This window comes from Quyinboa mangrovi, assembly GCF_042219825.1.
Classification (GTDB): Bacteria; Bacteroidota; Bacteroidia; order Bacteroidales; family UBA5342; genus JBHJHP01.
This window is the reverse complement of sequence record NZ_JBHJHQ010000004.1, coordinates 506,279-532,423: the sequence shown is the minus strand read 5'-3', so window position 1 is coordinate 532,423 and position 26,145 is coordinate 506,279. Positions and strand designations below refer to the sequence as shown.

The window sequence follows — 26,145 nt, the reverse complement described above, 5'->3', positions numbered from 1 at the left end:
TATGCGCAAAGTGATCGCCATCGGCGAAACCGTACTCGATATCATTTTTAAAAACGATCAACCGGTTGCCGCTAAACCAGGCGGCTCTTCTTTTAACGCCCTTATCTCGATTGCAAGAACAGGAATTCCTTCCACATTTATCAGTGAAACCGGACGTGATAAAGTAGGAGATTTAATCATACGGTTTTTAGAGCAGAACAACGTTGAAACAAAATACATTACCCGGTTTGAAAACGGAAAGTCAGCCCTTGCACTGGCTTTTTTGAATGACAAAAGTGACGCAGAATACGAATTTTATAAAAAATATCCGAAAGAACGACTCCAGTCTGAATTTCCGGATGTTCAGCCGGGCGACTTCATTCTGTTTGGTTCATACTTTGCATTAAATCCTGCATTAAGAATACAGGTAAAAAGTGTTCTCACGAAAGCAAAAGAACATAACGGCATTATATATTATGATCCAAACTTCAGAAGTGCGCATTTGCATCAGCTTGAAGCCATAAAGCCAATAATATTTGAAAACTTCTCTGATGCCACCATTATTCGTGGTTCGGATGAAGATTTCTATAACATTTTAAATACCGAAAATACTGACGAAATCTATCGTCATGTTTGTAAAAACGAACAGCCACTCATTTATACCATGAGTTCAAAAGGCATAAAGGTTGTACTAAAAGACAAAACCTATAAATTTCCGGTTCAGAAACTAAAACCATTAAGTACAATTGGCGCAGGCGATAATTTCAATGCTGGTTTTGCCTATGCTATGTTTAAGTATAACATTACCCGTGAAGCAATTAACGGGCTGGATCAGGTTATGTGGAAAAAGATAATTGATATAGCCGTTTCTTTTTCCAGCGAGGTATGTATGAGTTATGATAATTATGTCTCAGTGGAATTTGCGAATAAATTAAAAACTAAAATATGAAGCCAACACTTGTAATTTTAGCTGCCGGAATGGGTAGCAGATACGGAGGTTTAAAGCAGATTGACGGTTTTGGTCCTAACGAAGAAGCCATTATAGAATATTCAGTGTTCGATGCCATCAGAGCCGGATTCGGGAAAGTGGTTTTCGTGGTCCGCGAAAGCATTGAAGAAGCATTTAAAGCACACTTTGGAAGTAAATTCGAAGGAAAAATAGATGTGGAATATGTGTATCAGGAACTGGATATCATACCGGCAGGACTATCCGTTCCGGCAGAACGCACAAAACCCTGGGGAACAGGCCATGCTGTATTGGTTGCAAAAGATGCGGTTAAAACTCCGTTTGCGGTCATTAATGCTGATGATTTTTACGGACGCGATGCCTTTGAAACCGTAGCCAGAGAATTATCGGCCACAACCAACGAAGCGAAAACATATTTCCTGCTGGGTTATGAGGTACAAAAAACATTATCTGACTTTGGTTCGGTATCGCGCGGTGTATGCAGCGTAGATAATAAAGGAAATCTGGCAGATATAGTTGAGCGGACAAAGATCTATAAAGACAGTGGTAAAATTGTATATGACGAAAACGGAAGCATTCACGAACTTGCACCCGAACAACCGGTATCCATGAACTTTATGGCATTCACACCTTCCGCTTTTACATATTACGAAGCATATTTTAATGAATTCATCAAAGCCAATGTGGATAATCCAAAGGCAGAATTCTATATGCCAACCGTACTGAATACACTAATCAGCAAAGGAGAAGCAGAAGTAAAAGTTTTAAGCACAACTGCTCAATGGTTCGGTGTAACCTATAAAGAGGACAAGGAAGATGCCGTGGCTAAATTAAATCAATTGATTGCCGATGGTGAATATCCTTCAAAACTCTGGTGAGAATCACTTATTAAAAAATAAGAGGCTGTCAAAAACTGACAGCCTCTTTCATTTGTACATACCGGATTCCGTTCATCCAAAAATCAATCCTGCTCCACTGTTAAACTCATGCTCACCAGATCACTCTCCACATCCGATATTGTACCTAACCCAAAATTATCAATCAAAACTTTTGCAACTCCAGGTGAAACAAATGCTGGCAATGTTGGCCCCAAGTGTATGTTTTTAACACCAAGATAAAGTAAGGCCAACAGTACAATTACTGCTTTTTGCTCGTACCACGCGATATTATATGTTATCGGCAGTTCATTTATATCGTTCAATTCAAATACTTCTTTCAGTTTTAACGCAATCACCGCCAGTGAGTAGGAATCGTTACATTGTCCGGCATCAAGAACTCTTGGTATTCCACCAATATCTCCCAAACTCAGTTTATTATACCTGTATTTTGCACAACCTGCGGTCAATATAATATTGTCCTTCGGTAATTCATTGGCAAATTCAGTATAGTAATCCCTGCTCTTCATCTTTCCGTCGCAACCGGCCATAACCACAAACTGTTTTACAGCGCCCGACTTAACAGCATCCACCACTTTATCTGCTAGAGCGAAAACCTGGTTGTGCGCAAAACCGCCAACAATTGAACCCTGTTCAATTTCCAGAGGTGCTTCACTATATCTTGCATGTTCAATTATAGCAGAAAAATCCTTGGGTTGCCCGTCTTTACGTTCAGGTATATGAACACATCCGTCAAATCCTGCTGCTCCTGTTGTATAAACCCTGTTTTTATACGAATCTTTGGGCGGAACCAAACAGTTTGTAGTCAGCAATACCGGACCATTAAAGCTTTCAAATTCTTCTTTCTGCTTCCACCATGCGTTACCGTAGTTTCCAACCAGATGTTTATATTTTTTAAATGCAGGATAGTAATTAGCAGGCAACATTTCGCTATGTGTATATACATCAATACCTGTTCCTTCAGTCTGCTTCAGCAACTCTTCCATATCTTTCAGGTCGTGTCCACTAATGAGAATACCCGGATTTTTTCTTACGCCTATATTTACTGTTGACAATTCCGGGTGTCCGTAACTTTCCGTATTGGCCTGATCCAAAAGCGCCATCACATCTACACCATGTTTACCGCATTCCAGAACCAAATCGGTTAGTTCATCTGCGGAAATATCTTTTTGTAACGTTGCAGCTAATGCCTTATGCATAAAGTTGAATACAGTATTATTTGTATACCCAAGATTGTAAGCATGTTCAGCATATGCAGCCATACCTTTCAACCCATACGTTAAAAGTTCCTTCAGAGAACGGATATCTTCATTTTCCTCACTAAGAATACTCACTGCAAATCGCTTCAGTTCAAACTCCCGCTCGGTCTCTGCATACCATGTTACAGCATCGGGATATTGAAAATCAGGTACAAAAAATGATTTCACCGTATTCAGCAACTCTGCTTTTAATATCATGCCTTCGTGAATTTTATCTTCGATTTTGACATTGTCAAAATTTGCATTGGTAATCGTAATAAAGAGTGCTTCAAATACAAATTTATCAGCAGCATCACTTTTCTGTCCGGCTTCGTTCAGTGCATCAGCCAAGAATGAAACACCTTTTGCCACATAAATTAAAGTATCCTGACTTGCAGCTATTTCGTCAGTTTTACCACACACTCCTTTTACCGTGCAACCGGTTCCCTTTGCTGCCTCCTGGCATTGAAAACAAAACATACTCATTGTAAATTCTTATTTTTTTTAGTTTATTATTTATTCCTTTGAACACAAATTTTTATACCCATTCCTCTTTCAACACTTTGCCCTGAACAGATACAGTAACTGCTTTTAACGGAATCTTCCGTGATGCCTGATCAACTGCAATCTGAGCCAGCCTGAGTAATCCTGAACAGCATGGTACTTCCATTATCACCACTGTCATTGTGTTTATATCAGACTCATCAATCAGACGCTTCATTTTATCCAGATAACTCTCTAATCCTGAATCCAGCTTAGGACAGGCGATACACAATTTTTTACCGGTTAAAAACCGCTGATGGAAATTTCCCATGGCAAATGCCACACAATCCGCGGCTACAACCACATCGGCACCATTGAAATAACCTGCAGCAGGATTAATAAGATGCATCTGAACCGGCCACTGCGACAAAGCGGTATAATCATCATTCTCAACAGCAGTGCCTACAGTCATTCCTGTTGGGGCAAAACTCATGCTTTTAGATCCGGGACAGCTACTGCCCGCATGCTGCATTTTAACAGGTGTTTGTTGAACGCCATGATTCATACCACACGAAGCACCACTGTTATGAACTTCAGAGATAATAGCATTCACATTTATATTAAGCGATACTGCATTGGATTTAAGATAGCCAACAGCCTCCTTCAAAAAACCTGTTTCACCATGCTCCTTTAAATGTTTCATGTGAGCCACGACAGTATTATGTCCTTTTTCAACCATCAGTTGCATTACCTTAACTTCATCATAAGGTTCTGCTTCCCGTTTTTCAATGGTTAATGCTCCGGTAGGACAATGTCCAAGACAGGCCCCCAGTCCGTCACACAACAGGTCACTGATTAACCTGGCTTTTCCATCTATTATCTGTAACGCTCCTTCATGGCACCCCGGAACACAATCACCACATCCGGTACAAAGGCTTTCATCTATTTTTACTACGTCTCTTAGCATCTCATTTAATTTTACACTACAAAAATGGTATGATTTTATGATCCATACCGGTAACAATTGTTACAACCACATATTTTTAAAAAAAAATTTATGTAAAAACATTATTGAACGAAGGCTGTTAAAAAGGTACATTTGATAAAATGTATTTTATGACAGATATTGCCGGTATATTAGTGAAATGCCCGATCTTTTTCGGATTATCAGAAGAGGTGATTAACAATGAACTGGAAAAAATTTCATTTAAGCTTAAAACATATAATCCCAGGGATACTATAGCTTACAGCGATGAAGAATGCCGTTTTCTTTATATTGTTATTAAAGGAAAAGTTAAGGGTGAGATGATAGATTTTTCGGGAAAAGTTATCAGGATCGAAGAACTGGATCAGGGTAAACCTCTGGCTCCGTCATTTATTTTCGGCAAAAACAACCGTTTCCCGGTTGATGTCGTTGCCATTCAGGAGTCTGAAATACTGGTAATCCCCAAAGACTCACTGCTGAAACTTTTTCAGCTTAACCAAACAATCTTAAATAATTATCTTGGTTTGGTATCAAACCGGGCTCAGTTCTTAACATCACGTATCAGGTTCTTATCCTTTCAGACCATAAAAGGAAAAATTGCGCATTACCTGATTCAACAATCAAAAAAGAGTGGCAATAACACATTTGAGTTAACAGCATCACATAACGAGCTTTCGGAAATATTTGGAGTGGCAAGGCCATCGCTGACCCGTGCCATGCGCGAAATGGACAAGGACGGATTAATTATTGCTGACGGGAAAAAAATTTCCATATTAAATGAAGCTGGGTTAATCCAACTTATCCAGTGATTCCCTACACCAAAAGTTTCTTATAATATACATTCATCGATTCAATATTCCCGCTTATATTGGTGTTATTCACTAATGTTCCTGAAAATGTATAGCCACTGTTTATGAACGTTTTATTCATCGCTGCAGATTTGATCCGGGCAATTGTGAATACTGTTTCAATACCTTCATCTAACATTTCCCTCTCCATCAGATTCAGCAAATGATATGCCAGCCGTTTCCCCCGGCTTTCAGGCAAAACAGCAAAATCCGTCATTTCAGCAGCCCCGGCTACTCTGTCCATCTCTGCAGAAGATAAACCAATGAGGTGATTATGAAAAAATGCCCCAAAAAACCGCACGTGGCTCTTCATAACGTCTCTTATATAATTGGGATCATGTATGGGGAACGGATAAGTTTTGAAGACCTTATTATATACCTCAACAATATTGTAAATATCACTTTCATTCAGTTCCCGTAACGTCACTTCCGGATCGGCATTATATTTTAAACTGTTTAACGGAGAATCCAGAACTTTACGAAAGTTTTTTAAATCTACAAAATCAGGTATGCTTCTATCCTTTGATAAATATTTCGCCATAAACCACACGTCTTCAGCATTCAGATAATAATGCGGAATTACCGCTTCCTGAACATATCCGTTCCGGATAAACCCATTTCGGGCCGAAAAAGGGATTTTTACAAATATTTTAGAATAGTTACTTTCGGCAGCAATTTTCTCAATCATATTTGTAATAATCTCGCCGTCATTAGCATGCAACTTTATAAGATAAAGACGATCATTTAGTTTGCCATGCTGAACCAAACTGCCGTGGCCAATTTTTTCAATTTTATCAAATGTGCTCTTCTCTTCTTTTATACCGTTCATTTTCATTAGGAATTAGTGAAATAGAATCATTTTCATCAGACAGTAATTTCTGAATACCAAGCATTTGTGACTCAGTAGCCTCATTAAGATCAAGTTCAAGTGTACAATTTTCACAATCACGGTTACAGAATTTAGGCTCATACGTATCCGGTTCTTTGTACGTGGTGATCACTCCCTCATAATTTCTTAGAATCACTTTATTAGTGGACCATGATATGATATAATTTGGTGTAAGCGGTATTTTACCCCCTCCACCCGGAGCATCAACAACATACGTTGGAACAGCAAAACCACTGGTATGGCCTATCAGACTCTCCATAATTTCTATCCCTTTCCCTACCGGTGTTCTGAAATGTGTTAATCCTTCCGACAAATCGCACTGATAGAGGTAATACGGACGTACCCTGTTCATTACCAGTTTATGCATCAGGCTCTTCATTATTTTAGGGCAATCGTTAACATCGGCCAGTAAAACAGATTGATTTCCCAACGGGAATCCACCATCTGCGAGTTTTCTTACGGCTTCTTTTGAGGATCGTGAAATTTCTCTTGGATGATTAAAATGTGTATTAATCCAGAGCGGCTGGTGTTTTTTCAACATATTTACAAGGTCATCTGTAATTCTGTAAGGCAGTACCACCGGCATTCTGGTTCCGATTCTTATGACTTCCACATGATCAATTGAGCGCAGTTCTGTCAATATCCAGTCAAGATAGTCATCAGGCAACATCAAAGGGTCACCACCGGAAAGAAGGACATCTCTTACTCCAGGTGTATTTTTTATATAGTCAATACCAAGCTTCAACTGAGCTCTGCTCGGAATAAAATCTGTATCACCAACTTTACGTTTCCGTGTACAGAATCGGCAATACATTGAACAGATATTGCTGATATGAAACAATACCCTGTCTGGATAGCGATGTGTAATTCCCGGAACAGGACTATCCTTGTCTTCACTTAAAGGGTCCTTCAAATCACTTTTAGCAATTATAAGTTCCCTGTTATCAGCAAACGACTGCTTAAAAACAGGATCGTTCTCATAATTATCAAAGTCAATTAAAGAAAAATAATACGGTGTAATTGAAAGCGGGAATTTATCAAGTGTTTTGTCCAGTTTCCTGCGTTGTTCATCAGAGAATTTAATTCCGGAGAGTTTTTCAAACTTTTCAATGGTATTAATGGAATTTTTTAGCTGCCATTTCCAGTCCTGCCAGTTTTTTCCAGTAGTATCAGAACTAATTTTTTCTGCAATATCCCTTTGGACTTTGTTGTAGATTGTCATAAAAAAGTAAATAATTTATATGGTTAAAATTTCAGGCGTCAGTTACAAATTCAACGAGGATATTTTTAAGATTACATTCGTCAATTTTTTCTTTGGCACGGGTAGAAAGCCAGCGTGGTAAAACCAGATGCAGTTTTCCGTTTGAGCGTCTTGCATACATAGAATATAAACGCCATTTATCAATATCAAATTCATCAGTTAATTCGATTTCATAAATGCTCATACCATTCTTCCCGTTTCTCACAATGATATCGGGCATATAATTTTCCTCTTTGTTCTTCCATGCAAGTCTGGCAGGATTTGGAAGATCTCTGGTATGTTTCGCATGGATTTCAGCCCCTCTGTTCTGACGCGTCACCTCCTTCAGAACCACTTTTGTTATGGATTCTTTATCTAAGTTTGCCATTTTCATAATTTCACAATTTAAAATATTACCAGTAAAGTCAAATTTACAATAACAGGCTGAGGCATTCAAGAAATGTTAACAGATTAAAGGATTTCTAAAAAACATTAACATTTAAAAGGTTTATACCAATCATAATCATAAAAAAAGGCCTTCTGGAACAGAAGACCTTTTTCCTATAAGATATACGATTGTTTTAATTGACCCATTTGACCAAACCAAAATCCTGTCTGTGCGGTAGATTTTCATGTTTGGCATACATCCGGATGGCATAATTATACGATCCGGGATCAGAGAAGGTAAGATTTAGATGATATGTAATTTCAGAACCATTTGTTTTTAAAACTTCCATCTGATTTAAAGCCTTCACGTACTGATTATGTGTCTCATCATCTTCTGCCATCTGCACCAGTTCTATCCCAATATCTTCTGCTTTTAAACCTTTAATATCCACTGAAACATTTAAATCGAACGATTCACCAATTTTAGGCTGCATGGAACTAAAATCTGGAACATCAACCGATTTGATCTCTACTGAGTCCCATTGTTCTATGACTTTATTTTTCCATTCCGCAAGTTCCCTGGCCAGTTTGCTTTCGTCTGCCTTCAGACTCAATACACGCTTGTGCTGCTTGGTATAAAACTTATGAATATAATCATCAAGCATACGTTTAGTGGTATAATGCGGAGCTATCTCACTGACTGATTTTTTAATATATTCAATCCAGTCCTGAGAAATTCCCTCTTTGTCTCTGTTATAATAAGCCGGGATAATGTCGTTTTCAAGCAGACTATAAATTGTTGCTGCATCCAGTTCATCCTGAAAAGCCTGGTTGTCATACGTACGTTTGTCTGTAACTGCCCAACCTGCCTGTTCGCGATAACCTTCGAGCCACCATCCATCTAATACGCTCAGATTAAGTGTTCCATTCATTTCAGCTTTTTGTCCACTTGTACCGGATGCTTCCAATGGTCTGGTTGGCGTATTAAGCCAGATATCCACACCTGACACCAATCTACGAGCAAGTGACATATCGTAATTCTCCAGGAATATGATTTTACCCAGAAACTCAGGTCTCCTTGAAATTTCAACAATATGCTTAATAAGTCCCTGTCCTCCACCATCGGCCGGATGCGCCTTTCCTGCGAAAAGAAATTGTACAGGCTTTTCCGGATTATTAAGAACTTTTGACAACCGGTCAAGATCATTGAAAAGCAGATGAGCACGCTTATAAGTTGCAAACCGACGCGCAAAACCAATCGTTAACACATTTGATTTCATACCGTCAATTAGCTGTACGATCCTTGATGGATCACCCTGTTTTTTCAACCAGTCTTCTTCGAACCGCTGTTTTATATAATCAACCAACTTTTCCTTCAATGCCAGTTTCACCTTCCAGATTTCATCATTCTGCAATGCATAAATCTTCTTCCAGTGAGCAGGATTTGATATATCACTCAGGAAATTTTCACCAAAATTCTTTTCATATAGTTTTCGCCATTCACGGGCTGTCCATGTTCCGTAATGTACACCATTGGTAACATAATCAATATGTAGTTCTTCTGGCATAAATCCCGGCCAAAGATTCCGGAACATTTCCTGACTCACTTTCCCATGCAACCAGCTTACGCCATTCATCTCCTGTGATGTTTTAGCGGCAAAAATACTCATGGAGAATTTGGAATTTTTATCATCTGGATTTGTTCTCCCCAGTGCCATAAAATCATCCCATCCAAGTGTTAACTGTTCAGGTATATAACCCAGATAATGCTTCAGCATATCTTCATCAAAGCTGTCATGACCGGCTGGTACGGGAGTATGTGTCGTGAAAAGTGACGAAGCTCTGACAAGTTCAAGGGCAACTTCAAAATCAAGATTTTCAAAATTTACATAATGCGACAAACGCGAAGCATTGATAAATGCCGCGTGTCCTTCGTTACAATGGTACAATTCTTTATTAATGTCCAGAGTTTCCAGAGCTTTTATCCCACCAAAACCTAAAAGTATTTCCTGCTTCAGCCTGTTTTCCCAATCTCCTCCGTATAACTGATGTGTTACCGTTCTGTCAGCAGGATTATTTTCTTCAAGATCCGTATCAAGCAGATATAGCGCTACCCTTCCAACATTAACCTTCCACATGGCTACATGCAAATCACGCCCAGGAAATGGTATTGTAAATTTGATAATATTATTATTTTCGTCCTTAACCTGTTCAACGGGTAACAGATTGAAATTCTGAGCTTCAAAAATAGCTTGCTGTTCACCGTTAATTGAAAGTGTTTGCGTAAAATATCCGTAATGGTAAAGAAGTCCGATCGCTGTCATATTAACATTACAGTCACTTGCCTCTTTCAGATAGTCTCCGGCGAGAATTCCCAAACCTCCTGAATATATTTTCAGAATATCAGCCAATCCATACTCCATACTAAAATACGCAATGGAAGGAGAATCTGCTGCCGGTTTTTCAGCCATGTAAGCCTTGAACTTATCATATGCCTTGTGATACTTCTTCATAAAAGACTCATTGCCTAACAATTCTTCGAATCTTTTATAATTGGTACGTTCCAGTAAAAGCACTGCATTATTCTTATAATCTTCCCATAAATCAGGATCAATTGTACTGAAAACATCTGTTGCCTCATAATTCCAGACGTACCAGAAATTTCTTGCAATTTCACCCAAACCCTTAAGTTCTTCAGGAAGGCTCGAAGCCACATTAATTGTTTTCCACTGTGGTGGAGTAACATTAAACGATTGTATCTTCATGTGTTGTATTTTCTTATTTTACCGATTTCCAATTCCACTTAATCACTATAATAACAGTTTAAATCAGACAATGTTAAACAATCTGATAATACGCCTACTATCATACTGATATTGAGTAGTTTATTTTTCTTTACAGAAATTGGATAATCCAGAGAATTAAATTATGTGGTGTGACAAAAATACATTTTTTATTTGTTACAAAAAATAAAAAATTTAATGCCATAAAAAAGAGGAGTAAAGCTACTCCTCTTTCAGTTATTTTGATTTTTCTAGAATTTCAATTTAAGTTCAAGCTCCTTCAAACTGGACTTGAAAGACTTATCCGTATCCATCAGGTTGTTAACTGTTTTACACGCATGCAGAACAGTAGCATGATCCCGTTTACCTATTTGCTGACCTATATTCTGGAGTGAGTTTTTCGTATAGTTCTTTGCAAGATACATGGCTATTTGCCTTGCCTGTACAATTTCTCTCTTCCTTGATTTTGAATGTAATACATCAAGTGATAGTTCAAAATAATCACACACCACCCGTTGAATCTTTTCAATGGATATTGTTCGGTTAGAAGTCTTAATAAGCTTACTAACAATATCCTGAGCCATTTCTATATCCACTTCCTTATGTGTGATAAAGGTTGACTGCGCTATTAAAGAGATCAAAGCGCCTTCCAGCTCTCGAATGTTGGCCGTAATATTTTCTGCCAGATAATCAATAACATCATCACCTATCTCCAACCCTTCCTGATACACCTTATGCTTCAGAATTGCTTTACGTGTCAGATAATCAGGGGATTCCAATTCTGTAGACAACCCCCATTTAAATCTGGATAATAAGCGTTGTTCCACTCCCTGTAGCTGAAACGGTGGCTTATCCGATGTTAGAATCAGTTGCTTACCTGACTGATGCAAATGATTGAAAATATGAAAGAATGTATTTTGCGTTCCTTCCTTTCCTGACAACTCATGAATATCATCAATAATCAGAAAATCGATCAGTTTATAAAAATTTACAAAATCGTTTTGAGTATTATTACGAACTGATTCGGTATACTGGGTCTGAAACTGATTCGCACTCAGATAAAGTACAGTTTTATTAGGATTCAACTCTTTAACCTTTAAGCCAATAGCTTGAGCCAGATGCGTTTTACCTAAACCTGATTCACCGTAAACAAACAGTGGATTAAAAGGTGTTTTCCCGGGCTTGGAGGCAATTGCATTTCCCGCAGAACACGCAACTTTATTGCAATCACCCTCAATGAAGTTGTTAAAGGAATTGTTCGGATTTAACTGTGGATCCAAATCAATTGTTTTTATTCCAGGAATAATGAACGGATTCTTAATTACAGGTGATCCGTTATGACGTGGCATTCCTGAATGTGCATCTCCACCATTTTGTCCCGGAAGCCTTACGGTTCCACTTTCCTTACCCTTTGTTCTGTCTGCATCATTTTTATCAACAACCACCTGATATTCGAGCTTGGCACCAGGGCCCAACTCTTTATACAAGGCCTTCTTGAGCAGATCTATATATTTATCTTCTAAAAATTCATAAAAAAATGGACTGGGAACCTGAATAGTCAGCACATTATTTGACATTTTCAAAGGCTTAATCGGCTCAAACCACGTTTTATATGTAGCAGGCTGCAAATTATCCCTGAAAAAGTCCATGCATTTAGACCAGACATGTTCACAAGTTTCAACCATTTGAAATTTTAGTATTAAAAGGGTTAGACATTCAGTTTCAATTAAACGTGAAGACAAATTTTGAGAAAAAAAAGTTCAAAAAAAAATTTAATAATACTTGCAATTGTAATTTTTAATACAACGTTTTGTGTTTCAGTTAATTATATAACAATTTAACTATCAGAAACTTACAAACAAAACGAGCTATTTTGCTTTAAAAATAAGGGTTTTAATCAACCTAAAAAAAATCAATTTTTTCTTATTTTTTTTTCTGTTGAAAAAATGGCAATTTTCGGAACTTACGAATTCATTTTTTTTTATCCGGTTTTTTAAAAAATGTTAAGTTAAGTGCATTAATGTTTCTTAACATTTATTTTATTTTGGTCAAAATATTCTCCACTTCAGTTTCAATTCCATTCAATTTTGACCGACAAGCCTCAACTAAAACAGCAGCCCTTTTTACCTTACCCAACAAATCATCAATATTAAGTTCGTCACCTTCAATTTGTTCAAGAATTTGTTCGAGTTCGGCAAGGGCGTCCGAATAATTTAGCTCTTCTGATTCCATTTTTCTAAATTTGTCTTACCTACAAACTTAATAAATAATAATGAGAACCACTATGGGTATTATAGGAATAATGGGCTCAGGTGAGGATGCAAGTGTTAAAGATAAACAAATTGCCTTCGAACTGGGATCACAACTGGCCAGGAAGAATTTCATTGTTTTATGTGGTGGCAGGAATTCCGGTGTTATGAAATCCGCAATCGATGGTGTAGCCTCAGAACAAGGTATTTCAGTAGGGATTTTACCCGGTTCTGACAAATCAGAAGCTGCACAAAATATTACTGTTCCAATAATAACCGGAATGGGAAACGCAAGAAATAATATTAACGTATTATCCAGCGATGTGGTTATCGCCATAGGCAACACCCCCGGAACACTTTCAGAAATGGCACTGACCATAAAAAACAAAAAGCCGCTGATTGCACTGAACCAAAGTATTGAATCTATTGCACTATTGAAAAGCATGAACTATAATAAACTTGTTATTGTGGAAACACTTAGCGATGTTATGATCCAATTAAATGAATGGTTGCAATAATTTTAATAACACAAATAATATCTTTGCACAAAAAAGATGGCAGAAAGCAGACGAAAACCGGACTGGTTAAAAATAAAACTACCTAAGGGAGAATCGTACAAAACCGTTTATGATATTGTACAAAAACATAACCTGCACACCATCTGTACCAGCGGTAAGTGTCCCAATATGGGCGAATGCTGGAATCTGGGAACCGCCACGTTTATGATCCTTGGAGATATATGTACACGATCCTGTAAATTTTGCAATACAAAAACCGGGAAACCTTTACCTGCTGACCCGCTGGAACCTGATAATGTTGCGCAATCAATCAGGCTTATGCAACTGAAGCACGCAGTCATAACCTCTGTTGACAGAGATGATATGGAAGATTTAGGCTCCCTGCACTGGGCATTGACTATTACAAAGATTAAGGAAATCAACCCGGAAACTACAATTGAAGTTTTGATCCCTGATTTTCAGGGCAAAACAGACCTTTTAAATAACGTTATATCTGCCCGACCCGAAATTATTTCGCACAATCTTGAAACTGTGGAATCACTGACACCCAAAGTCAGATCTGCAGCAAAATACAAAACAAGTCTGGACGTTCTGAAACATATAGCTTCATCAGGAGTAACAGCAAAATCAGGTATAATGCTTGGCCTGGGCGAAACTGATGATGAAATACTGAATACAATGGACGACATCCGGAAAACCGGAACATCCATTTTAACCATGGGTCAGTATTTACAGCCCACTAAATTTCATTTGCCTGTAGAACGTTATGTTCACCCCGATGAATTCAGAAAATTTAAGGAAATAGCATTAAACAAAGGATTTAAAATGGTGGAAAGTGGTCCACTTGTACGTTCATCGTATCATGCAGAAAAGCATATTAAACAGTCATCATGAAAAAAGCTACATTCATCATTTTATTACTTTTAAATTCTGTACTTTTCAAGGGAGCCATTTTAAGCACAAATTCAGAATTCAGTCTTCTAACCTGTTCTGAAGGTACCGATGTATATTCACTGTTCGGTCATACAGCAATTCGGGTAAACAATACAGAAACAAAAGAGGATTATGTATTTAACTACGGACTTTTTAATTTCAGCAGCAAACATTTTATCTGGAAATTTGTAAAAGGTGAAACGTATTATATGCTGGGAGTTCAATCCTATGAATCATTTATGTTTTCGTACCAGGTAGAAGAAAGAAGTGTTTGGGAGCAAAAACTGAACCTGACTCCTGATGAAAAACATAAACTGATAAAAATACTGGCTACAGACTATAAACCTGAGAACAGAACATATCTCTACAATTTTTTATATAACAACTGTGCCACCAAGGTCCGTGACGACCTTGAAAAAACTTTTGACATCCACACCTATGAAGATACTGCTCCCCCCCGGACTTTCAGAGATATATTACAACCTTATTTAAAACACGCAACGTGGACACGATTTGGGATTAATCTTGCACTCGGAGAACCCCTTGAAAACATTATTACTCAAAGAGAGAAGTTGTTTCTCCCCCTGGAATTAATGAATGCATACAAAGAGAAAGGATATGCAATAACTACGTTATACCAAGCAGAACCTCAGAATTCAAAAACCTCGTTCCTAACCCCTGCACAGGTTTTTATTGTTCTGCTGATCATTCTTTTAATCCGCTTTTTCAAAGCAAAAGATCTTAAAAACTGGCCTCTGATTATCGTACTTTTCATAACTGGAATTGGTGGGTTGATCCTGAGTTTTATCAGTTTCTTTTCTATTCATCCGGCTGTATTTCCAAATTATAATATTCTGATTTTGCAACCACTGAATATTCTGGGTGCCTTTTACCTGATCTTTTTTAAAAAAACAGGCATATTTTTTAACTTGTATTTCATTTATTATCTGATCGCATTACTGATAATACTTATTGTTAAACAGGCTACTACCTTACCAATTATTTTACTCACATTGAATGTAATAACCTTGCTTGCGACGCATATAAAAATTAACAGAAAAAAAAAGCCGCCTGAAATAAAGACGGCTTAGTGTAATTCACTTAACTGATTACAATTCCCTCCATCCGGGAATTTCTTTATCATATTTATCTTTATAAATCGGTTCGTTATAACGTTTTCTGCAACCAAACTTAAAGTTGAGTCCTACCTGCAGGCTCAATGCATTTAAGTTTACCGGTATCGGTGCATAATCCCATTTGGCAAATCCAAGATCTATTTGATTATTTCCTTCGGTGACATCAACTTTTTGATACCTCAACGGTAAATAATCAGCTGCTAAATAAATCTGTATCGGGAAAATATTTATTCCCAAAGTAAAACCAGCGGTATTGGCATATCCCCAGTTCCAGCCATAGTGAGCCCCTGCTGTCAGGAAATGATACAGATTCGCATTGGCAGAGAACATTATGGACTCCATGGTCTTATCTTTATAAAATGTAGTATTTGAAAGCAAACCAAAGCTGATCTGTTCATTTAAAAGATATTCCGCACCCACATACAATTTTGGAGCAAGGCCTGATGAAAAATTATTATGGCTGACCCCATAGGATAATTCATTCAGAAGGCTGTCTCCCAGATTCTGAAAATAATCATCGACCTTTTCCTGATCAGTATACAGCAAAGGTTCTTCACTTACGCCTTCAAAATTTACGTTTCCTCCGGCAGCAATATTGGAAACATTGTTGTTCCACCAGATTTTTCCCAAATCCACCAAACTGGCTGACAGGTATAACTGAGGCATTACTTTATATTCCACACCCAAATCAACTGCAGCACCGAAATTCGTTGCCGGCGAAGAATACTTTTTAATGTATCCGAAATCAATATTTTGTAAAACAGAATCGTTGGCAACCAGATCACCGTTTTGATCCACATCGAAACGAACAGGAATAGAAACATCGCCAATGGCATCGGCTGTAAAATTCCACTGTTCAACGGACGTATATAATTCAGCACGGTTTACATTAACAGTAGCCGCAGCAAGTCCCTTTAGCAGCTTAAGTTTCATACCAACATTTAAATTAGGTGTTATTTCCCTTGCATAACCGAGTCCTGCCTGCATAAATGCCGTGGAATTTATACTTAATGTACTAAAGTCTTTTGTAACATCGTTTCCAAGATCATTCATAGTAAGGAAATCCTTCGCCAAATGAATGTTCATAATATTACGTTCTGTAAGGTCGAAATGAAAATACCCTCTTCCTGCCCTGAAACCAAATCCCATTCCAGCTTCAGTTTCCAGATTTAACGATATCGGATCATGCAGCTTATCCAGAAATTCATTCCACAATGTCTCATTATAATATGGCATTCGAAGCGTGTCATTTATTACATTATCCTGCGTAAGGATATGCTGCGGACCCAATTCCGTAAACATACTGGTTCCCACATTCATCACGTTGATGTAGAAGTTACAGTTTGGCATTCGTGCAGGGTTAAGTCTGGACGCCTGGGGAAGATTATCCATATAATACAATGAATTAACGAGCTGACCGTTAGCGTTTAACCCCCAAAAGACGGCTATAAACAAAGCTATTACTTTTATCTTTTGCATCATTCTACTGTTTTTCATTGATTTTGACTGGCATCTATTAAGTCGTTATTCACGCGACCACTTGCTTCAAATCCTACATAGAATTCCAAACCAAGGTAATCGTATACTTTAACAAAACGTTTTGACGATGACTGGGCTCTGGCTTTAAAAATAATATACTTTCCGGGTCGCCATACATTTCTTTTATCAGGGCTTACCGCCAACTCGATAACACTCTCAACCGGGGAAATTACCTCTCCTGCCCCATCAACTTCAGCACCATGAATCAAAATATTTTCGGACTGAGTAAACACGCTGTCAAGAATATTGTAGTTTTGGTCTGCAAGATAAATCTGCCCCATAAAATCAATCGGGATTGAGTTCGTCAGCCCAAGAATAACCCGTACGGAATCAATATTATCAATAGCAGTTGTGTCCATATCCACACTATCAAGTACTTCGGCTTCAAAATCAAAAGCAACCGTATCTTCATACGACAGATTTTCTGCTTTGACCCATAATGGAAGTATGGCAGTAGATTTAACCATAACATTTGCACTGTCAAATAACAGCACATTATCATTTTCAGGATCCTTCCCTGCAGGATTTGAAATCACATTGTAGTTCAAAAGTACTTTATCAAATGCACGCCCAAGATTTCCTACAAATTCTTCTACATTTGAATTCAGAGTATCAAACGTATAAGTTAATTCTGATGGCGTTATATTCACCTGATAATCCCCCGGGAAATGGGGTACTCCACCGTCAACACTGAATGTTGATTCATCAGTTTCCAGAAATGTTGTGTCCTTTTTATTACGGTTAATCAATCCAATCTGTTTAATGTTTACATCAAAAGGCATGGCAATAGGATTAATCAGGTCAATCACTACACTCGGATTCTTAAAAAATATTGTTGAATCCTCAACGTACTTAGTATCAATAATTGGAATATCAACAATAGAATTACCGCTGTAAATTTCTCGTGTACCAAAGAAACCTCTTACGTATCTTGGATCAATATTACGCATTGCAAACTCAAAATACAATGATTTAGGTGCTGCAACATTTATTGTTGATAAAGTTGTATTGGTCAATGTATAGGTATATTCAATGGTAATATATTCATCACTTCCCGAAACAGAAGGAACCAATACATAATTTGCCATATCAAATGAATGAGTTTTACCAAAGTCATCGTTGGTAAATGTCTGATTGAAATACGCACCATCAAGCGTTAATTCCTTAATTGTCACTTCCAGCTTTTGCTCAATTCCAGGATAATTACCGCCCAAAACATCATCAGCATAAACCTCAAATGTACCGCCGTTAACCACTGCCTCATAAATCTCTGCTCCTTCCACCTGTACGGTAAATTTTGATTCTGATGAAATTGGGTAACTCAACCCGCCAAAAACAGGAATGAAATCCGGAATTGGTGTTCCATCTTGTATCAACTGCTCCTGATGCGTCTGATCCGGCACATCAACTTTTACAAATTCTGAAATATCAAAAGTAGTTGTATAGTCAAAATAAATCAGTCCGTCATCAAATGTTTTAAGTTCAAAATCCTTAATATCCAGACGTTCCACTACATCACGTATTGAAACATTTCCTTTAGCCAATGGTATTGCTATCCTTGCAGGCACATCGAACGTTTCAAAATCCGCGTTATTAAGATCCAGAACTTCCTTTTCAACACACCCTGCCACCAACAGGACCAGTGTCATCAGAATTCCGGATATTTTCAACATTCGTATATTTTTCATGATCTTTATGTTATCCATTTATTAGTCAATAATTTTCATTTCAACCCTTCGGTTCTGAGCTCTGCCCTCCCTGGTAGTATTGGTTGCTATCGGTTGATCCGGTCCATATCCGGCATATTTTAACCGTGACGCTTCAATGCCACTTGAAATCAAATAATCCACTACTGCTTTAGCTCTTGCAAGAGACAGTTTTTTATTCAGTTCATAACCACCTGTGTTATCGGTATGCCCTGAAATCTCAACATTAACTTTACTGTTCAGCATCACCTTAACCAGTTTGTCAAGTTCAGCATAAGAATCTTTGGTTAAAACAGCTTTACCGGTCTCAAATAAAATGTTATTCAAAACAATCTTCTCACCTTTCTTTATCGGTTTAAGCTGAAAATCCTTACGAACCAGCTTCTCTTCTTTATTCTGTGGAGCAGGTACCATTTCAAACGTAAAGAAGTAACCATCCTTACGCAGTTCAACCACCATACTGTGATGCGCCTGCAACATGTAATTGTAACGGCCGGTTACTGAATCAGGATAGATAATACTTTCCTGTTGCGAAACCGGATCAATAAATTTCATTTCTGCAACAATTGGTTCGCCGGTGTTTGAATCTGTGACAGTTCCTGCAAACATAAGCGATTCCTGCTTGGGTTGTGGCATGAGCGTAAAGTTCTGAACCGCTGTTCTAACACTGTCTGCAGCATTAAACACATGCAACTCATCTTCAGAAATATAATCGTTTGCAGATACTTTAAAATAGTACGATCTCCTTATATCACTGAGTTCAGTTTTATATCTACCGTAGGTTTCATCCGTTGTAACCTTATCAATCAGTGAATCTGCATCATTATAGATTTCTATTATGGCAATCAAAGGCTTATTGGTTTGTTTATCTTTAACCTGCCCCAATAAGGTAAAGTCGTAGGTTACAACTTTTTCAACTTCTTCGGGTACCATTTCCACAGATGCAAAGTACAATGTATCTGATCCAATTTCTTCTTTAAATACTTCCATATATGGTTTGTAACCGACAGCATCTACCTTGAACCCTACATTTTCTTTATCAGGGAACCATTTATAGAAAAACCCTTCCTTGTCTGTTGTGAGTTCGGCAAGAACAGAATCGTTAAAAACATTATAAATAATAACATGTGCACTGTCCACCGGTTCATTATTTTCGGAGTCGGTTACTTTACCCTTAATGCTGAAGTGCTCGTCATCCAGATTTACAACATACTTGTAAGTCAGCTGAAACATATCCAAACCACCAACTCCTTCGGGGCGGGTACCAACAACTATTACTTTATTGGTATCAATTTCAAGATAACCGACATCATTATCAGGCGTATTGATCGGATAGCCAAGATTTTCCGGTGTGGTCCACACACCTTCCCGTGTCAGTGTTGTGCTGAAAATATCATTTCCTCCCATGGAATTATGTCCCTGAGTCGTAAAATATAATGTTCTCCCATCAATACTTACACCACTAACTTCCTCATCGTAAGGTGTATTTATATAGGACCCCAAATTTTGCGGCACACTCCATTTACCATCATCATTTAGATGTGTAATGTACAAATCCATTCCACCTTCTCCACCTTTTCTGTTACTTGATAAAACCAGGGTTTTCAGATCAAGAAACATGGCTGTTCCCTCCTGATATTTTGTATTAATTTCTCCTTTCAGTGGTTTAGGCTGTTTAAATTTCCCCTGCTTATTTTTCTCCATGTAAAACAAGTCTCCCTTTCCCGCCTTTCCATTGTAAGTTAAAAGTATATCCATTGACGGGTTATAGCACAACGCAGCATTATTGATTTTGCTATTCACGCCATGACCCGGTTCCCCCAACTCTAAAACTGTATCTTCACCGAGCTTTAACGCACTTCGGTCTACATAAAAGAAGTCTTCGTTTATTTTATTTTTGCTGTTACGATTACTACTGAAAAAGAAAACAGAGTCTGTATAAGCAAAAAACGGTTGAAACTCATCCTTTTTACTGTTTAATGCATAAAAGGGATGCACATCAACCCATGCACTGTCTGCGATTAATGCCTTACCGTTTTTACATTCAGAAGTTAGTTTGGCTATTTTCTTCGAAAGTTCCTGCTGTTTTTTAGGTTTCAGTCCATCGTAATATGAATAATAACACTGCTGTGCTTTGTCAAACATCAGGTTAAAATGGTATGCCCTTCCCAAAACAAAATAATATTCCGGAGAAATATCCGGTTCACATTTTAGAAGATAGGATAAAGCAGGCCTTTTATTATTGGTGTATAAATAACAAACACCTATTTTATAATTCAAAGGCGCATAATTACTATTGGCAACTAAAGCACCTTTAAAAAATTCTAATGCTTCTCCGTAGTGTTCTACGCCTTTTTTATACAGCCTGTCACCGGCTTTAACCAGCTCCCTGGCGCCCAGGGTATCTGCGTCCTTGGATATAAAATCATTCAACACAATTTTAACATCCTCCCCGGCATATACAAAACCCGAAAAAAACAGAGTAAATAAAAGCAGGGATAAGTAGTGTTTAGATCGCATATGTAATCAGTTTATTCTGTTGTATTTTAAATTACGGTAAAATTAAAACAAATTTTTTAATTTTTTAACACACCGCGCGGAATTTTGCTCTCAGGATGTTCTTTTATAAAATCTGTCCAGTAATCTTTCACGGTCGTCTTCATTTCACCATGCAACAAAAATATTCCTATCAGGTTAGGAATTGTCATAAATGCAATTGTAATTCCTGACAAGATCCAGACAAGTGTTGTATCCACAAAAGCGGCCACAAAAAAACCCAGCACATAAATAATTCTGTACCAGACAACCCATTTGCTTCCAACCAGATATGTAACAGCCCTGTCACCATAATACGACCAGGATATCGCCGTACTGAATGCAAACAACAGGAGTCCGATGGAAACAATATATTGTCCGAATGATCCAAAGAGACCTTTTGTGAAAGCTGCCGCAGTCAATGGAGCACTATGCATCAGGGATTTCCCATAAAAATCAAGATTGGCATCTGCCGGCATATTACCATCTGTAACGTGAACCTTTCCTGTATATAGTTGATCACCCTGCTTAACAACAATATGATCTGCGATAGATCTTGCATGCAGAAATGTTATAGCATTGGTAATTTTTCCATTGATAATATCCAGATCACCTGTAAATTCCTCCAGTTTTTTCTGATCCTGCAGATGATGATAAACAGCTTCTTTTTCCCCAGGATTATTTTCACGGTAAACACCGTTAAGAATTTCCATATCGGAATACTGAAATTTTTGTTCCAGCTTTTCATTCCAGACACCCGAAGATAATATAACCATTCCCGTCAGGAAACATATAATTATCGTATCAATAAACGGCTCAAGAATAGCCACGAAACCTTCAGAAACAGGTTCATGAGCTCTGGCCGCAGAGTGTGCAATTGGCGCCGATCCCTGACCTGCCTCGTTGGAAAACAATCCCCGGTTCACACCCCTGTTAAATGCGAATATAAAACTCGCTCCAAGAAATCCTCCGGTAGCAGCAGTTCCCGTAAATACATCTGTAAAAATTGATGCAAACGAAGGTAATATATTACTATAGTTAGCGATCAAAACACCCAAAGCTCCTAAAAAATAAAAAATTGCCATTGCCGGCACCAGGCGCGAAGTAACCTTAGCAATTCGCTTGATACCGCCTATAATAACCAGCCCCAGCAAAACAGCAAGAATCAGTCCGGTTAATACCTTATTAATACCAAACGTTGAAAACAGCGAATTCGAAATACCGTTTATCTGTGGTAAATTACCGGTTCCGAACGAAGATATTACCGTTGCAACAGCAAAAAACCCTCCCATCCAGTAACCTGTTTTTATCATTTTGCCTGATCCGGTTTTTAAATTCAGACGTTTTTTCATGTAATACATAGGACCACCACTAACGGTTCCGTCTTCGCCAAATTCACGGTATTTATGCGATAATGTAACTTCAACAAACTTGGTACACATGCCAAGTACTGCAGTAACCAGCATCCAGAAAAGTGCGCCCGGACCACCGAGATGTATTGCCAGTGCTACTCCTGCTATATTGCCGGTTCCAACCGTCCCTGAAAGAGCAGTGGTTAAAGCCTGAAAATGCGAAGTATCACCTTTGTCACTCTTTTTATCGTATTTGCCCAGCACACAGCGTATGGCATGATTAAAGTATCTGATCTGGGGAAATCCAAGGTAAAAAGTAAAGAAAATTCCTACACCAAGTAACATAAATACAAACCATCCGCTCCCTCCTATTGCGCCATCTACAGCCTGAAGAATTTCCTGTAATTTTACCATAATCATGCTTTTCAGCTAAAATACACTAATTGTTAACAAATCAAAAATATCTTCTTCCAAAAAGTAATATTTAACTTACAAAACATCACATTTTTTCAATGAAGTACGTTAATCATAAACGAATTGAATATTTATTATTCTAATTTGATAATAAATCAAACATAATTCCATCACATCGTCCCTTATTTCTAACGGTTTTATATAGCGGCAACCTGACAAAAGTTTGTTTGTTGTTCGGTTAATTTTATATAGCTTTGTTCCGATACGTTCATTTTTAAAAGTGAATATTTATTCAAATTGTAGAATTTTTTATTCACAGAATAGATCTGAATATTTAAGGATCGAACCTCAAAATAACTCATAATTTTAGTGGCATGGCTAAAGTTAAAGGCGCAATTAAAGTAGACATCGAAATCTGTAAAGGATGTGATTTATGTGTGGTCTCTTGTCCACAGGATGTATTGGCATTGGGAGCCAAGGTAAACAAGAAAGGTTATAACTATTCGTATATGGCCAACCCTGATAACTGTACAGGTTGCAACAATTGCGCGTTGGTTTGTCCTGACAGTTGTATTACCGTTTACAGGGTAAAAATATAAAAGAACAAATCTTATGGAAGAAGTAAGACTACTCAAGGGAAATGAGGCAATAGCCCTGGCAGCCATCCGTTGTGGTTGTGATGGTTATTTCGGATATCCCATTACTCCACAATCTGAAGTTATGGAAACACTTATGGCTGAGAAACCATGGGAATCCACCGGCATGGTTGTTTTACAGGCCGAAAGTGAAGTGGCTTCAATTAATATGTTATACGGTGGAGCCGGATGTGGTAAAAAAGTGATGACATCATCATCCAGTCCGGGAATCAGCTTAATGCAGGAAGGAATTTCCTACATTGCCGGCGCAGAACTGCCATGTCTTGTAGTTAACGTAATGCGTGGTGGTCCGGGACTTGGAACCATACAGCCCAGTCAGGCCGATTATCTGCAAACCGTTAAAGGCGGTGGACATGGTGACTATAAGCTGATTACACTGGCACCAAGTTCAGTTCAGGAAATGGCTGACTTCGTTGATATTGCTTTTAAACTTGCTTTTAAATACCGAAATCCGGCCATGATCCTGTCAGACGGAATTATCGGACAGATGATGGAAAAAGTTGTTCTTCCTGCCCAGAAAGACAGGATGGAAGAATCATATATCCGAAGCAATTATCCATGGGCAACCTTAGGCAAAGACAGTTCCCGTGATTATAATATCATCACCTCCCTTGAGATGGATTCCGAGATGATGGAACAAAATAACCTGAGGATGCAGGCTAAGTATAAGGATCTTGAAGAGAATGATGTGATGTTCGAAGAGATCATGTGCGAAGATGCCGAATACCTGCTTGTAGCTTTTGGTTCTGCTGCAAGAATTTGTCAGAAGGCAGCCGAAATTGCCCGCGAGGAAGGCATAAAAGTAGGACTGTTCAGACCCATAACGCTGTTCCCCTTCCCTTCAAAAAGGCTTGACACATATTCTACAAAAGTTAAAGGCATGCTAACTGTGGAAATGAATGCCGGACAGATGATTGAAGATGTGCGTTTAAGCACCAACGGGAAAATTAAAGTTGAACATTTTGGCCGTATGGGTGGTATTGTTCCTTCGCCGGATGAGATTGTAGACGCATTGAAAAATAAAATAATCGGAGGGTAAAATATGGAACTGACTCTTGAACAAATAATGCAACCCGAAAATATCGTTTACGAAAAAACGAAAATTCTCACCGATAAGCCAATGCACTATTGCCCTGGTTGCAGCCATGGCGTGGTACATAAATTAATTGCAGAAGTGATAGAAGAGATGGGGATACAGGAAAAAACCATTGGCGTGGCTCCTGTTGGCTGTTCGGTTTTCATGTATAATTATCTCAATATTGACTGGACGGAAGCTGCACACGGTAGAGCACCTGCCGTTGCAACCGGCATCAAACGTTTACTTCCTGACCGTTATGTATTTACATATCAGGGTGACGGCGACCTTGCCGCCATCGGAACTGCAGAAACCATTCATGCCTGCAACCGTGGAGAAAACATCGTGATCGTTTTCATCAATAACGGTATTTACGGCATGACGGGTGGACAGATGGCTCCAACAACCATAAAAGGGATGAAAACTTCCACCTGTCCTTTCGGAAGGGAAAGCTCGCAGGATGGAAATCCAATTAAGATGACTGAACTTGTGGCTCATCTTGAAGGAACCAGATATGTTACCCGCCAGAGTGTGCATACTGCAGCGAGTGTTAGAAGGACAAAAAAAGCATTACTAAAAGCTTTTAAAAACCAGGAAGAAAATAAAGGTACTTCATTTATTGAAGTTGTTTCCACCTGTAACTCCGGATGGAAAATGACACCTGTAAAAGCCAACGAATGGATGGAAGAAAATATGTTCCCGTTCTATCCACTCGGTGATATTAAAGACATTTAAAAAGAAACCCCATGAAAGAAGAAATAATAATCGCAGGATTTGGTGGCCAGGGTGTTTTATCTATGGGTAAAATTCTGGCTTATTCGGCCCTTATGCAGGGACAGGAAGTTTCATGGCTGCCATCTTACGGACCTGAAATGCGAGGCGGAACGGCAAATGTTACGGTAATACTGAGTGATGAACGCATATCATCTCCGGTTCTTACCAAATTTGATACTGCAATAGTTTTGAACCAGCCTTCGTTGGATAAATTTGAAGATAAGGTAAAACCCGGAGGAACACTGATATACGACGGAAACGGGATTACACGTCATCCTGAACGTAAGGACATTAATATTTTCAGGGTTGATGCAACCGAAAAAGCAGCAAAACTTAAGATGCTGAAAACGTTCAACATGATTGTTCTGGGCGGTTTTCTAAAAGTTAAGCCTATCGTGGAAACTGATAATGTTATTGCGGGATTGAAGAAATCCCTCCCTTCCCGGCATCATCATCTGATACCGAAAAATGAAGAAGCATTGAAAATCGGATTTGATTTGATAGAAGCTCAAAATTAAATAATATGATCCGGCTCATTCAGCCGGATTTTTTATATTCCAATA

Annotated in this window: 22 protein-coding genes; 10 read left to right on the top strand and 12 right to left on the bottom strand. The window is 38.3% G+C overall.

The annotated features are described in order from the left end of the window. The first annotated feature begins 1 nt into the window (after window position 1). Both ACE1ET_RS10935 and ACE1ET_RS10930 read left to right on the top strand, forming a co-directional pair. Window positions 2-928 carry a PfkB family carbohydrate kinase gene (locus ACE1ET_RS10935; protein ID WP_375728442.1) on the top strand — a complete coding sequence of 309 codons (927 nt, stop codon included), beginning with the start codon at window positions 2-4 and terminating at the stop codon, window positions 926-928. Continuing rightward, window positions 925-1,824 carry a nucleotidyltransferase family protein gene (locus ACE1ET_RS10930; protein ID WP_375728441.1) on the top strand — a complete coding sequence of 300 codons (900 nt, stop codon included), beginning with the start codon at window positions 925-927 and terminating at the stop codon, window positions 1,822-1,824. Before ACE1ET_RS10935 ends, ACE1ET_RS10930 begins: the two co-directional genes overlap by 4 nt. Window positions 1,825-1,907: 83 nt before the next feature. Here the strand turns inward: ACE1ET_RS10930 and hcp are convergent, their stop codons facing one another. Together hcp and ACE1ET_RS10920 are read right to left on the bottom strand one after the other, a co-directional pair. Then, entirely contained in the window at window positions 1,908-3,566 is a 1,659-nt protein-coding gene (gene hcp / locus ACE1ET_RS10925; RefSeq protein ID WP_375728440.1) for a hydroxylamine reductase, read from the bottom strand. A 52-nt stretch (window positions 3,567-3,618) separates the two neighbouring features. After that, the gene (locus ACE1ET_RS10920; RefSeq protein ID WP_375728439.1) at window positions 3,619-4,530 is read right to left on the bottom strand and encodes an ATP-binding protein; all 912 of its coding nucleotides are present in this window, start codon (window positions 4,528-4,530) and stop codon (window positions 3,619-3,621) included. Window positions 4,531-4,679: 149 nt separating this feature from the next. Between ACE1ET_RS10920 and ACE1ET_RS10915 the strand changes: the two genes are divergently transcribed. After that, a complete protein-coding gene (locus ACE1ET_RS10915) occupies window positions 4,680-5,357 on the top strand; it encodes a Crp/Fnr family transcriptional regulator (RefSeq protein WP_375728438.1) in 678 nt (225 codons plus the stop codon). 4 nt (window positions 5,358-5,361) lie between these two features. On the opposite strand, the gene ablB is transcribed toward ACE1ET_RS10915, so the two are convergent. The 6 genes from ablB to xseB form a co-directional block, all read right to left on the bottom strand. Beyond that, window positions 5,362-6,225 (bottom strand): putative beta-lysine N-acetyltransferase, encoded by an 864-nt coding sequence (gene ablB, locus ACE1ET_RS10910; RefSeq protein ID WP_375728437.1) that lies wholly within the window; start codon window positions 6,223-6,225, stop codon window positions 5,362-5,364. Then, complete coding sequence (kamA, locus tag ACE1ET_RS10905) at window positions 6,191-7,507, bottom strand: lysine 2,3-aminomutase (RefSeq protein WP_375728436.1); 1,317 nt, start codon at window positions 7,505-7,507, stop codon at window positions 6,191-6,193. The genes ablB and kamA overlap by 35 nt, the downstream gene beginning before the upstream one ends. 31 nt (window positions 7,508-7,538) lie before the next feature. Beyond that, window positions 7,539-7,913: a hypothetical protein gene (locus ACE1ET_RS10900; RefSeq protein ID WP_375728435.1), complete on the bottom strand. Its 375-nt coding sequence runs from the start codon at window positions 7,911-7,913 to the stop codon at window positions 7,539-7,541. Window positions 7,914-8,106: 193 nt separating this feature from the next. Further along, window positions 8,107-10,677: an alpha-glucan family phosphorylase gene (gene glgP, locus ACE1ET_RS10895; RefSeq protein ID WP_375728434.1), complete on the bottom strand. Its 2,571-nt coding sequence runs from the start codon at window positions 10,675-10,677 to the stop codon at window positions 8,107-8,109. Between the two features lie 269 nt (window positions 10,678-10,946). Then, window positions 10,947-12,380, bottom strand: a complete 1,434-nt coding sequence (dnaA, locus tag ACE1ET_RS10890) for a chromosomal replication initiator protein DnaA (RefSeq protein ID WP_375728433.1) — start codon at window positions 12,378-12,380, stop codon at window positions 10,947-10,949. A gap of 349 nt (window positions 12,381-12,729) precedes the next feature. Next, window positions 12,730-12,927, bottom strand: a complete 198-nt coding sequence (xseB, locus tag ACE1ET_RS10885; protein WP_375728432.1) for an exodeoxyribonuclease VII small subunit — start codon at window positions 12,925-12,927, stop codon at window positions 12,730-12,732. Window positions 12,928-12,967: 40 nt separating this feature from the next. Between xseB and ACE1ET_RS10880 the strand changes: the two genes are divergently transcribed. From ACE1ET_RS10880 to ACE1ET_RS10870, 3 genes are read left to right on the top strand one after another with little or no spacing between them, the layout of a single operon-like run. Beyond that, the gene (locus ACE1ET_RS10880) at window positions 12,968-13,462 is read left to right on the top strand and encodes an SLOG cluster 4 domain-containing protein (RefSeq protein ID WP_375728431.1); all 495 of its coding nucleotides are present in this window, start codon (window positions 12,968-12,970) and stop codon (window positions 13,460-13,462) included. 36 nt (window positions 13,463-13,498) lie between these two features. Further along, window positions 13,499-14,356: a lipoyl synthase gene (lipA, locus tag ACE1ET_RS10875; protein ID WP_375728430.1), complete on the top strand. Its 858-nt coding sequence runs from the start codon at window positions 13,499-13,501 to the stop codon at window positions 14,354-14,356. After that, window positions 14,353-15,486: an Lnb N-terminal periplasmic domain-containing protein gene (locus ACE1ET_RS10870; RefSeq protein ID WP_375728429.1), complete on the top strand. Its 1,134-nt coding sequence runs from the start codon at window positions 14,353-14,355 to the stop codon at window positions 15,484-15,486. Before lipA ends, ACE1ET_RS10870 begins: the two co-directional genes overlap by 4 nt. 18 nt (window positions 15,487-15,504) lie before the next feature. Here ACE1ET_RS10870 and ACE1ET_RS10865 read toward each other — a convergent pair whose 3' ends face one another. From ACE1ET_RS10865 to ACE1ET_RS10850, 4 genes are read right to left on the bottom strand one after another with little or no spacing between them, the layout of a single operon-like run. Next, the gene (locus tag ACE1ET_RS10865) at window positions 15,505-17,028 is read right to left on the bottom strand and encodes a DUF5723 family protein (protein WP_375728428.1); all 1,524 of its coding nucleotides are present in this window, start codon (window positions 17,026-17,028) and stop codon (window positions 15,505-15,507) included. After that, window positions 17,025-18,758, bottom strand: coding sequence for a hypothetical protein (locus ACE1ET_RS10860; protein WP_375728427.1), 1,734 nt, complete (start codon window positions 18,756-18,758; stop codon window positions 17,025-17,027). The genes ACE1ET_RS10865 and ACE1ET_RS10860 overlap by 4 nt, the downstream gene beginning before the upstream one ends. Before the next feature lie 21 nt (window positions 18,759-18,779). Next, a complete protein-coding gene (locus ACE1ET_RS10855) occupies window positions 18,780-21,296 on the bottom strand; it encodes an OmpA family protein (RefSeq protein ID WP_375728426.1) in 2,517 nt (838 codons plus the stop codon). 56 nt (window positions 21,297-21,352) lie between these two features. Then, window positions 21,353-23,077 carry an alanine/glycine:cation symporter family protein gene (locus tag ACE1ET_RS10850; RefSeq protein ID WP_375728425.1) on the bottom strand — a complete coding sequence of 575 codons (1,725 nt, stop codon included), beginning with the start codon at window positions 23,075-23,077 and terminating at the stop codon, window positions 21,353-21,355. Window positions 23,078-23,451: 374 nt separating this feature from the next. On the opposite strand from ACE1ET_RS10850, the gene ACE1ET_RS10845 reads away from it, so the two are divergent. Genes ACE1ET_RS10845 through ACE1ET_RS10830 form a run of 4 tightly spaced genes read left to right on the top strand, consistent with a single transcriptional unit; the run spans window position 23,452 to window position 26,100 of the window. Next, window positions 23,452-23,676, top strand: coding sequence for a 4Fe-4S dicluster domain-containing protein (locus tag ACE1ET_RS10845; RefSeq protein ID WP_375728424.1), 225 nt, complete (start codon window positions 23,452-23,454; stop codon window positions 23,674-23,676). A 13-nt stretch (window positions 23,677-23,689) separates the two neighbouring features. After that, window positions 23,690-24,772: a 3-methyl-2-oxobutanoate dehydrogenase subunit VorB gene (locus tag ACE1ET_RS10840; protein WP_375728423.1), complete on the top strand. Its 1,083-nt coding sequence runs from the start codon at window positions 23,690-23,692 to the stop codon at window positions 24,770-24,772. A 3-nt stretch (window positions 24,773-24,775) separates the two neighbouring features. Beyond that, complete coding sequence (locus ACE1ET_RS10835) at window positions 24,776-25,543, top strand: thiamine pyrophosphate-dependent enzyme (RefSeq protein ID WP_375728422.1); 768 nt, start codon at window positions 24,776-24,778, stop codon at window positions 25,541-25,543. An 11-nt stretch (window positions 25,544-25,554) separates the two neighbouring features. Beyond that, window positions 25,555-26,100 carry a 2-oxoacid:acceptor oxidoreductase family protein gene (locus ACE1ET_RS10830; protein ID WP_375728421.1) on the top strand — a complete coding sequence of 182 codons (546 nt, stop codon included), beginning with the start codon at window positions 25,555-25,557 and terminating at the stop codon, window positions 26,098-26,100. The last annotated feature ends 45 nt before the right edge of the window (window positions 26,101-26,145 follow it).

Bases quoted from the DNA above. Each gene is read 5' to 3' on its own strand.
- ACE1ET_RS10935 (WP_375728442.1), top strand. From the start codon at position 2: ATGCGCAAAGTGATCGCCATCGGCGAAACCGTACTCGATATCATTTTT.
- ACE1ET_RS10930 (WP_375728441.1), top strand. From the start codon at position 925: ATGAAGCCAACACTTGTAATTTTAGCTGCCGGAATGGGTAGCAGATAC.
- hcp (WP_375728440.1), bottom strand. From the start codon at position 3,566: ATGAGTATGTTTTGTTTTCAATGCCAGGAGGCAGCAAAGGGAACCGGT.
- ACE1ET_RS10920 (WP_375728439.1), bottom strand. From the start codon at position 4,530: ATGCTAAGAGACGTAGTAAAAATAGATGAAAGCCTTTGTACCGGATGT.
- ACE1ET_RS10915 (WP_375728438.1), top strand. From the start codon at position 4,680: ATGACAGATATTGCCGGTATATTAGTGAAATGCCCGATCTTTTTCGGA.
- ablB (WP_375728437.1), bottom strand. From the start codon at position 6,225: ATGAACGGTATAAAAGAAGAGAAGAGCACATTTGATAAAATTGAAAAA.
- kamA (WP_375728436.1), bottom strand. From the start codon at position 7,507: ATGACAATCTACAACAAAGTCCAAAGGGATATTGCAGAAAAAATTAGT.
- ACE1ET_RS10900 (WP_375728435.1), bottom strand. From the start codon at position 7,913: ATGGCAAACTTAGATAAAGAATCCATAACAAAAGTGGTTCTGAAGGAG.
- glgP (WP_375728434.1), bottom strand. From the start codon at position 10,677: ATGAAGATACAATCGTTTAATGTTACTCCACCACAGTGGAAAACAATT.
- dnaA (WP_375728433.1), bottom strand. From the start codon at position 12,380: ATGGTTGAAACTTGTGAACATGTCTGGTCTAAATGCATGGACTTTTTC.
- xseB (WP_375728432.1), bottom strand. From the start codon at position 12,927: ATGGAATCAGAAGAGCTAAATTATTCGGACGCCCTTGCCGAACTCGAA.
- ACE1ET_RS10880 (WP_375728431.1), top strand. From the start codon at position 12,968: ATGAGAACCACTATGGGTATTATAGGAATAATGGGCTCAGGTGAGGAT.
- lipA (WP_375728430.1), top strand. From the start codon at position 13,499: ATGGCAGAAAGCAGACGAAAACCGGACTGGTTAAAAATAAAACTACCT.
- ACE1ET_RS10870 (WP_375728429.1), top strand. From the start codon at position 14,353: ATGAAAAAAGCTACATTCATCATTTTATTACTTTTAAATTCTGTACTT.
- ACE1ET_RS10865 (WP_375728428.1), bottom strand. From the start codon at position 17,028: ATGAAAAACAGTAGAATGATGCAAAAGATAAAAGTAATAGCTTTGTTT.
- ACE1ET_RS10860 (WP_375728427.1), bottom strand. From the start codon at position 18,758: ATGAAAAATATACGAATGTTGAAAATATCCGGAATTCTGATGACACTG.
- ACE1ET_RS10855 (WP_375728426.1), bottom strand. From the start codon at position 21,296: ATGCGATCTAAACACTACTTATCCCTGCTTTTATTTACTCTGTTTTTT.
- ACE1ET_RS10850 (WP_375728425.1), bottom strand. From the start codon at position 23,077: ATGGTAAAATTACAGGAAATTCTTCAGGCTGTAGATGGCGCAATAGGA.
- ACE1ET_RS10845 (WP_375728424.1), top strand. From the start codon at position 23,452: ATGGCTAAAGTTAAAGGCGCAATTAAAGTAGACATCGAAATCTGTAAA.
- ACE1ET_RS10840 (WP_375728423.1), top strand. From the start codon at position 23,690: ATGGAAGAAGTAAGACTACTCAAGGGAAATGAGGCAATAGCCCTGGCA.
- ACE1ET_RS10835 (WP_375728422.1), top strand. From the start codon at position 24,776: ATGGAACTGACTCTTGAACAAATAATGCAACCCGAAAATATCGTTTAC.
- ACE1ET_RS10830 (WP_375728421.1), top strand. From the start codon at position 25,555: ATGAAAGAAGAAATAATAATCGCAGGATTTGGTGGCCAGGGTGTTTTA.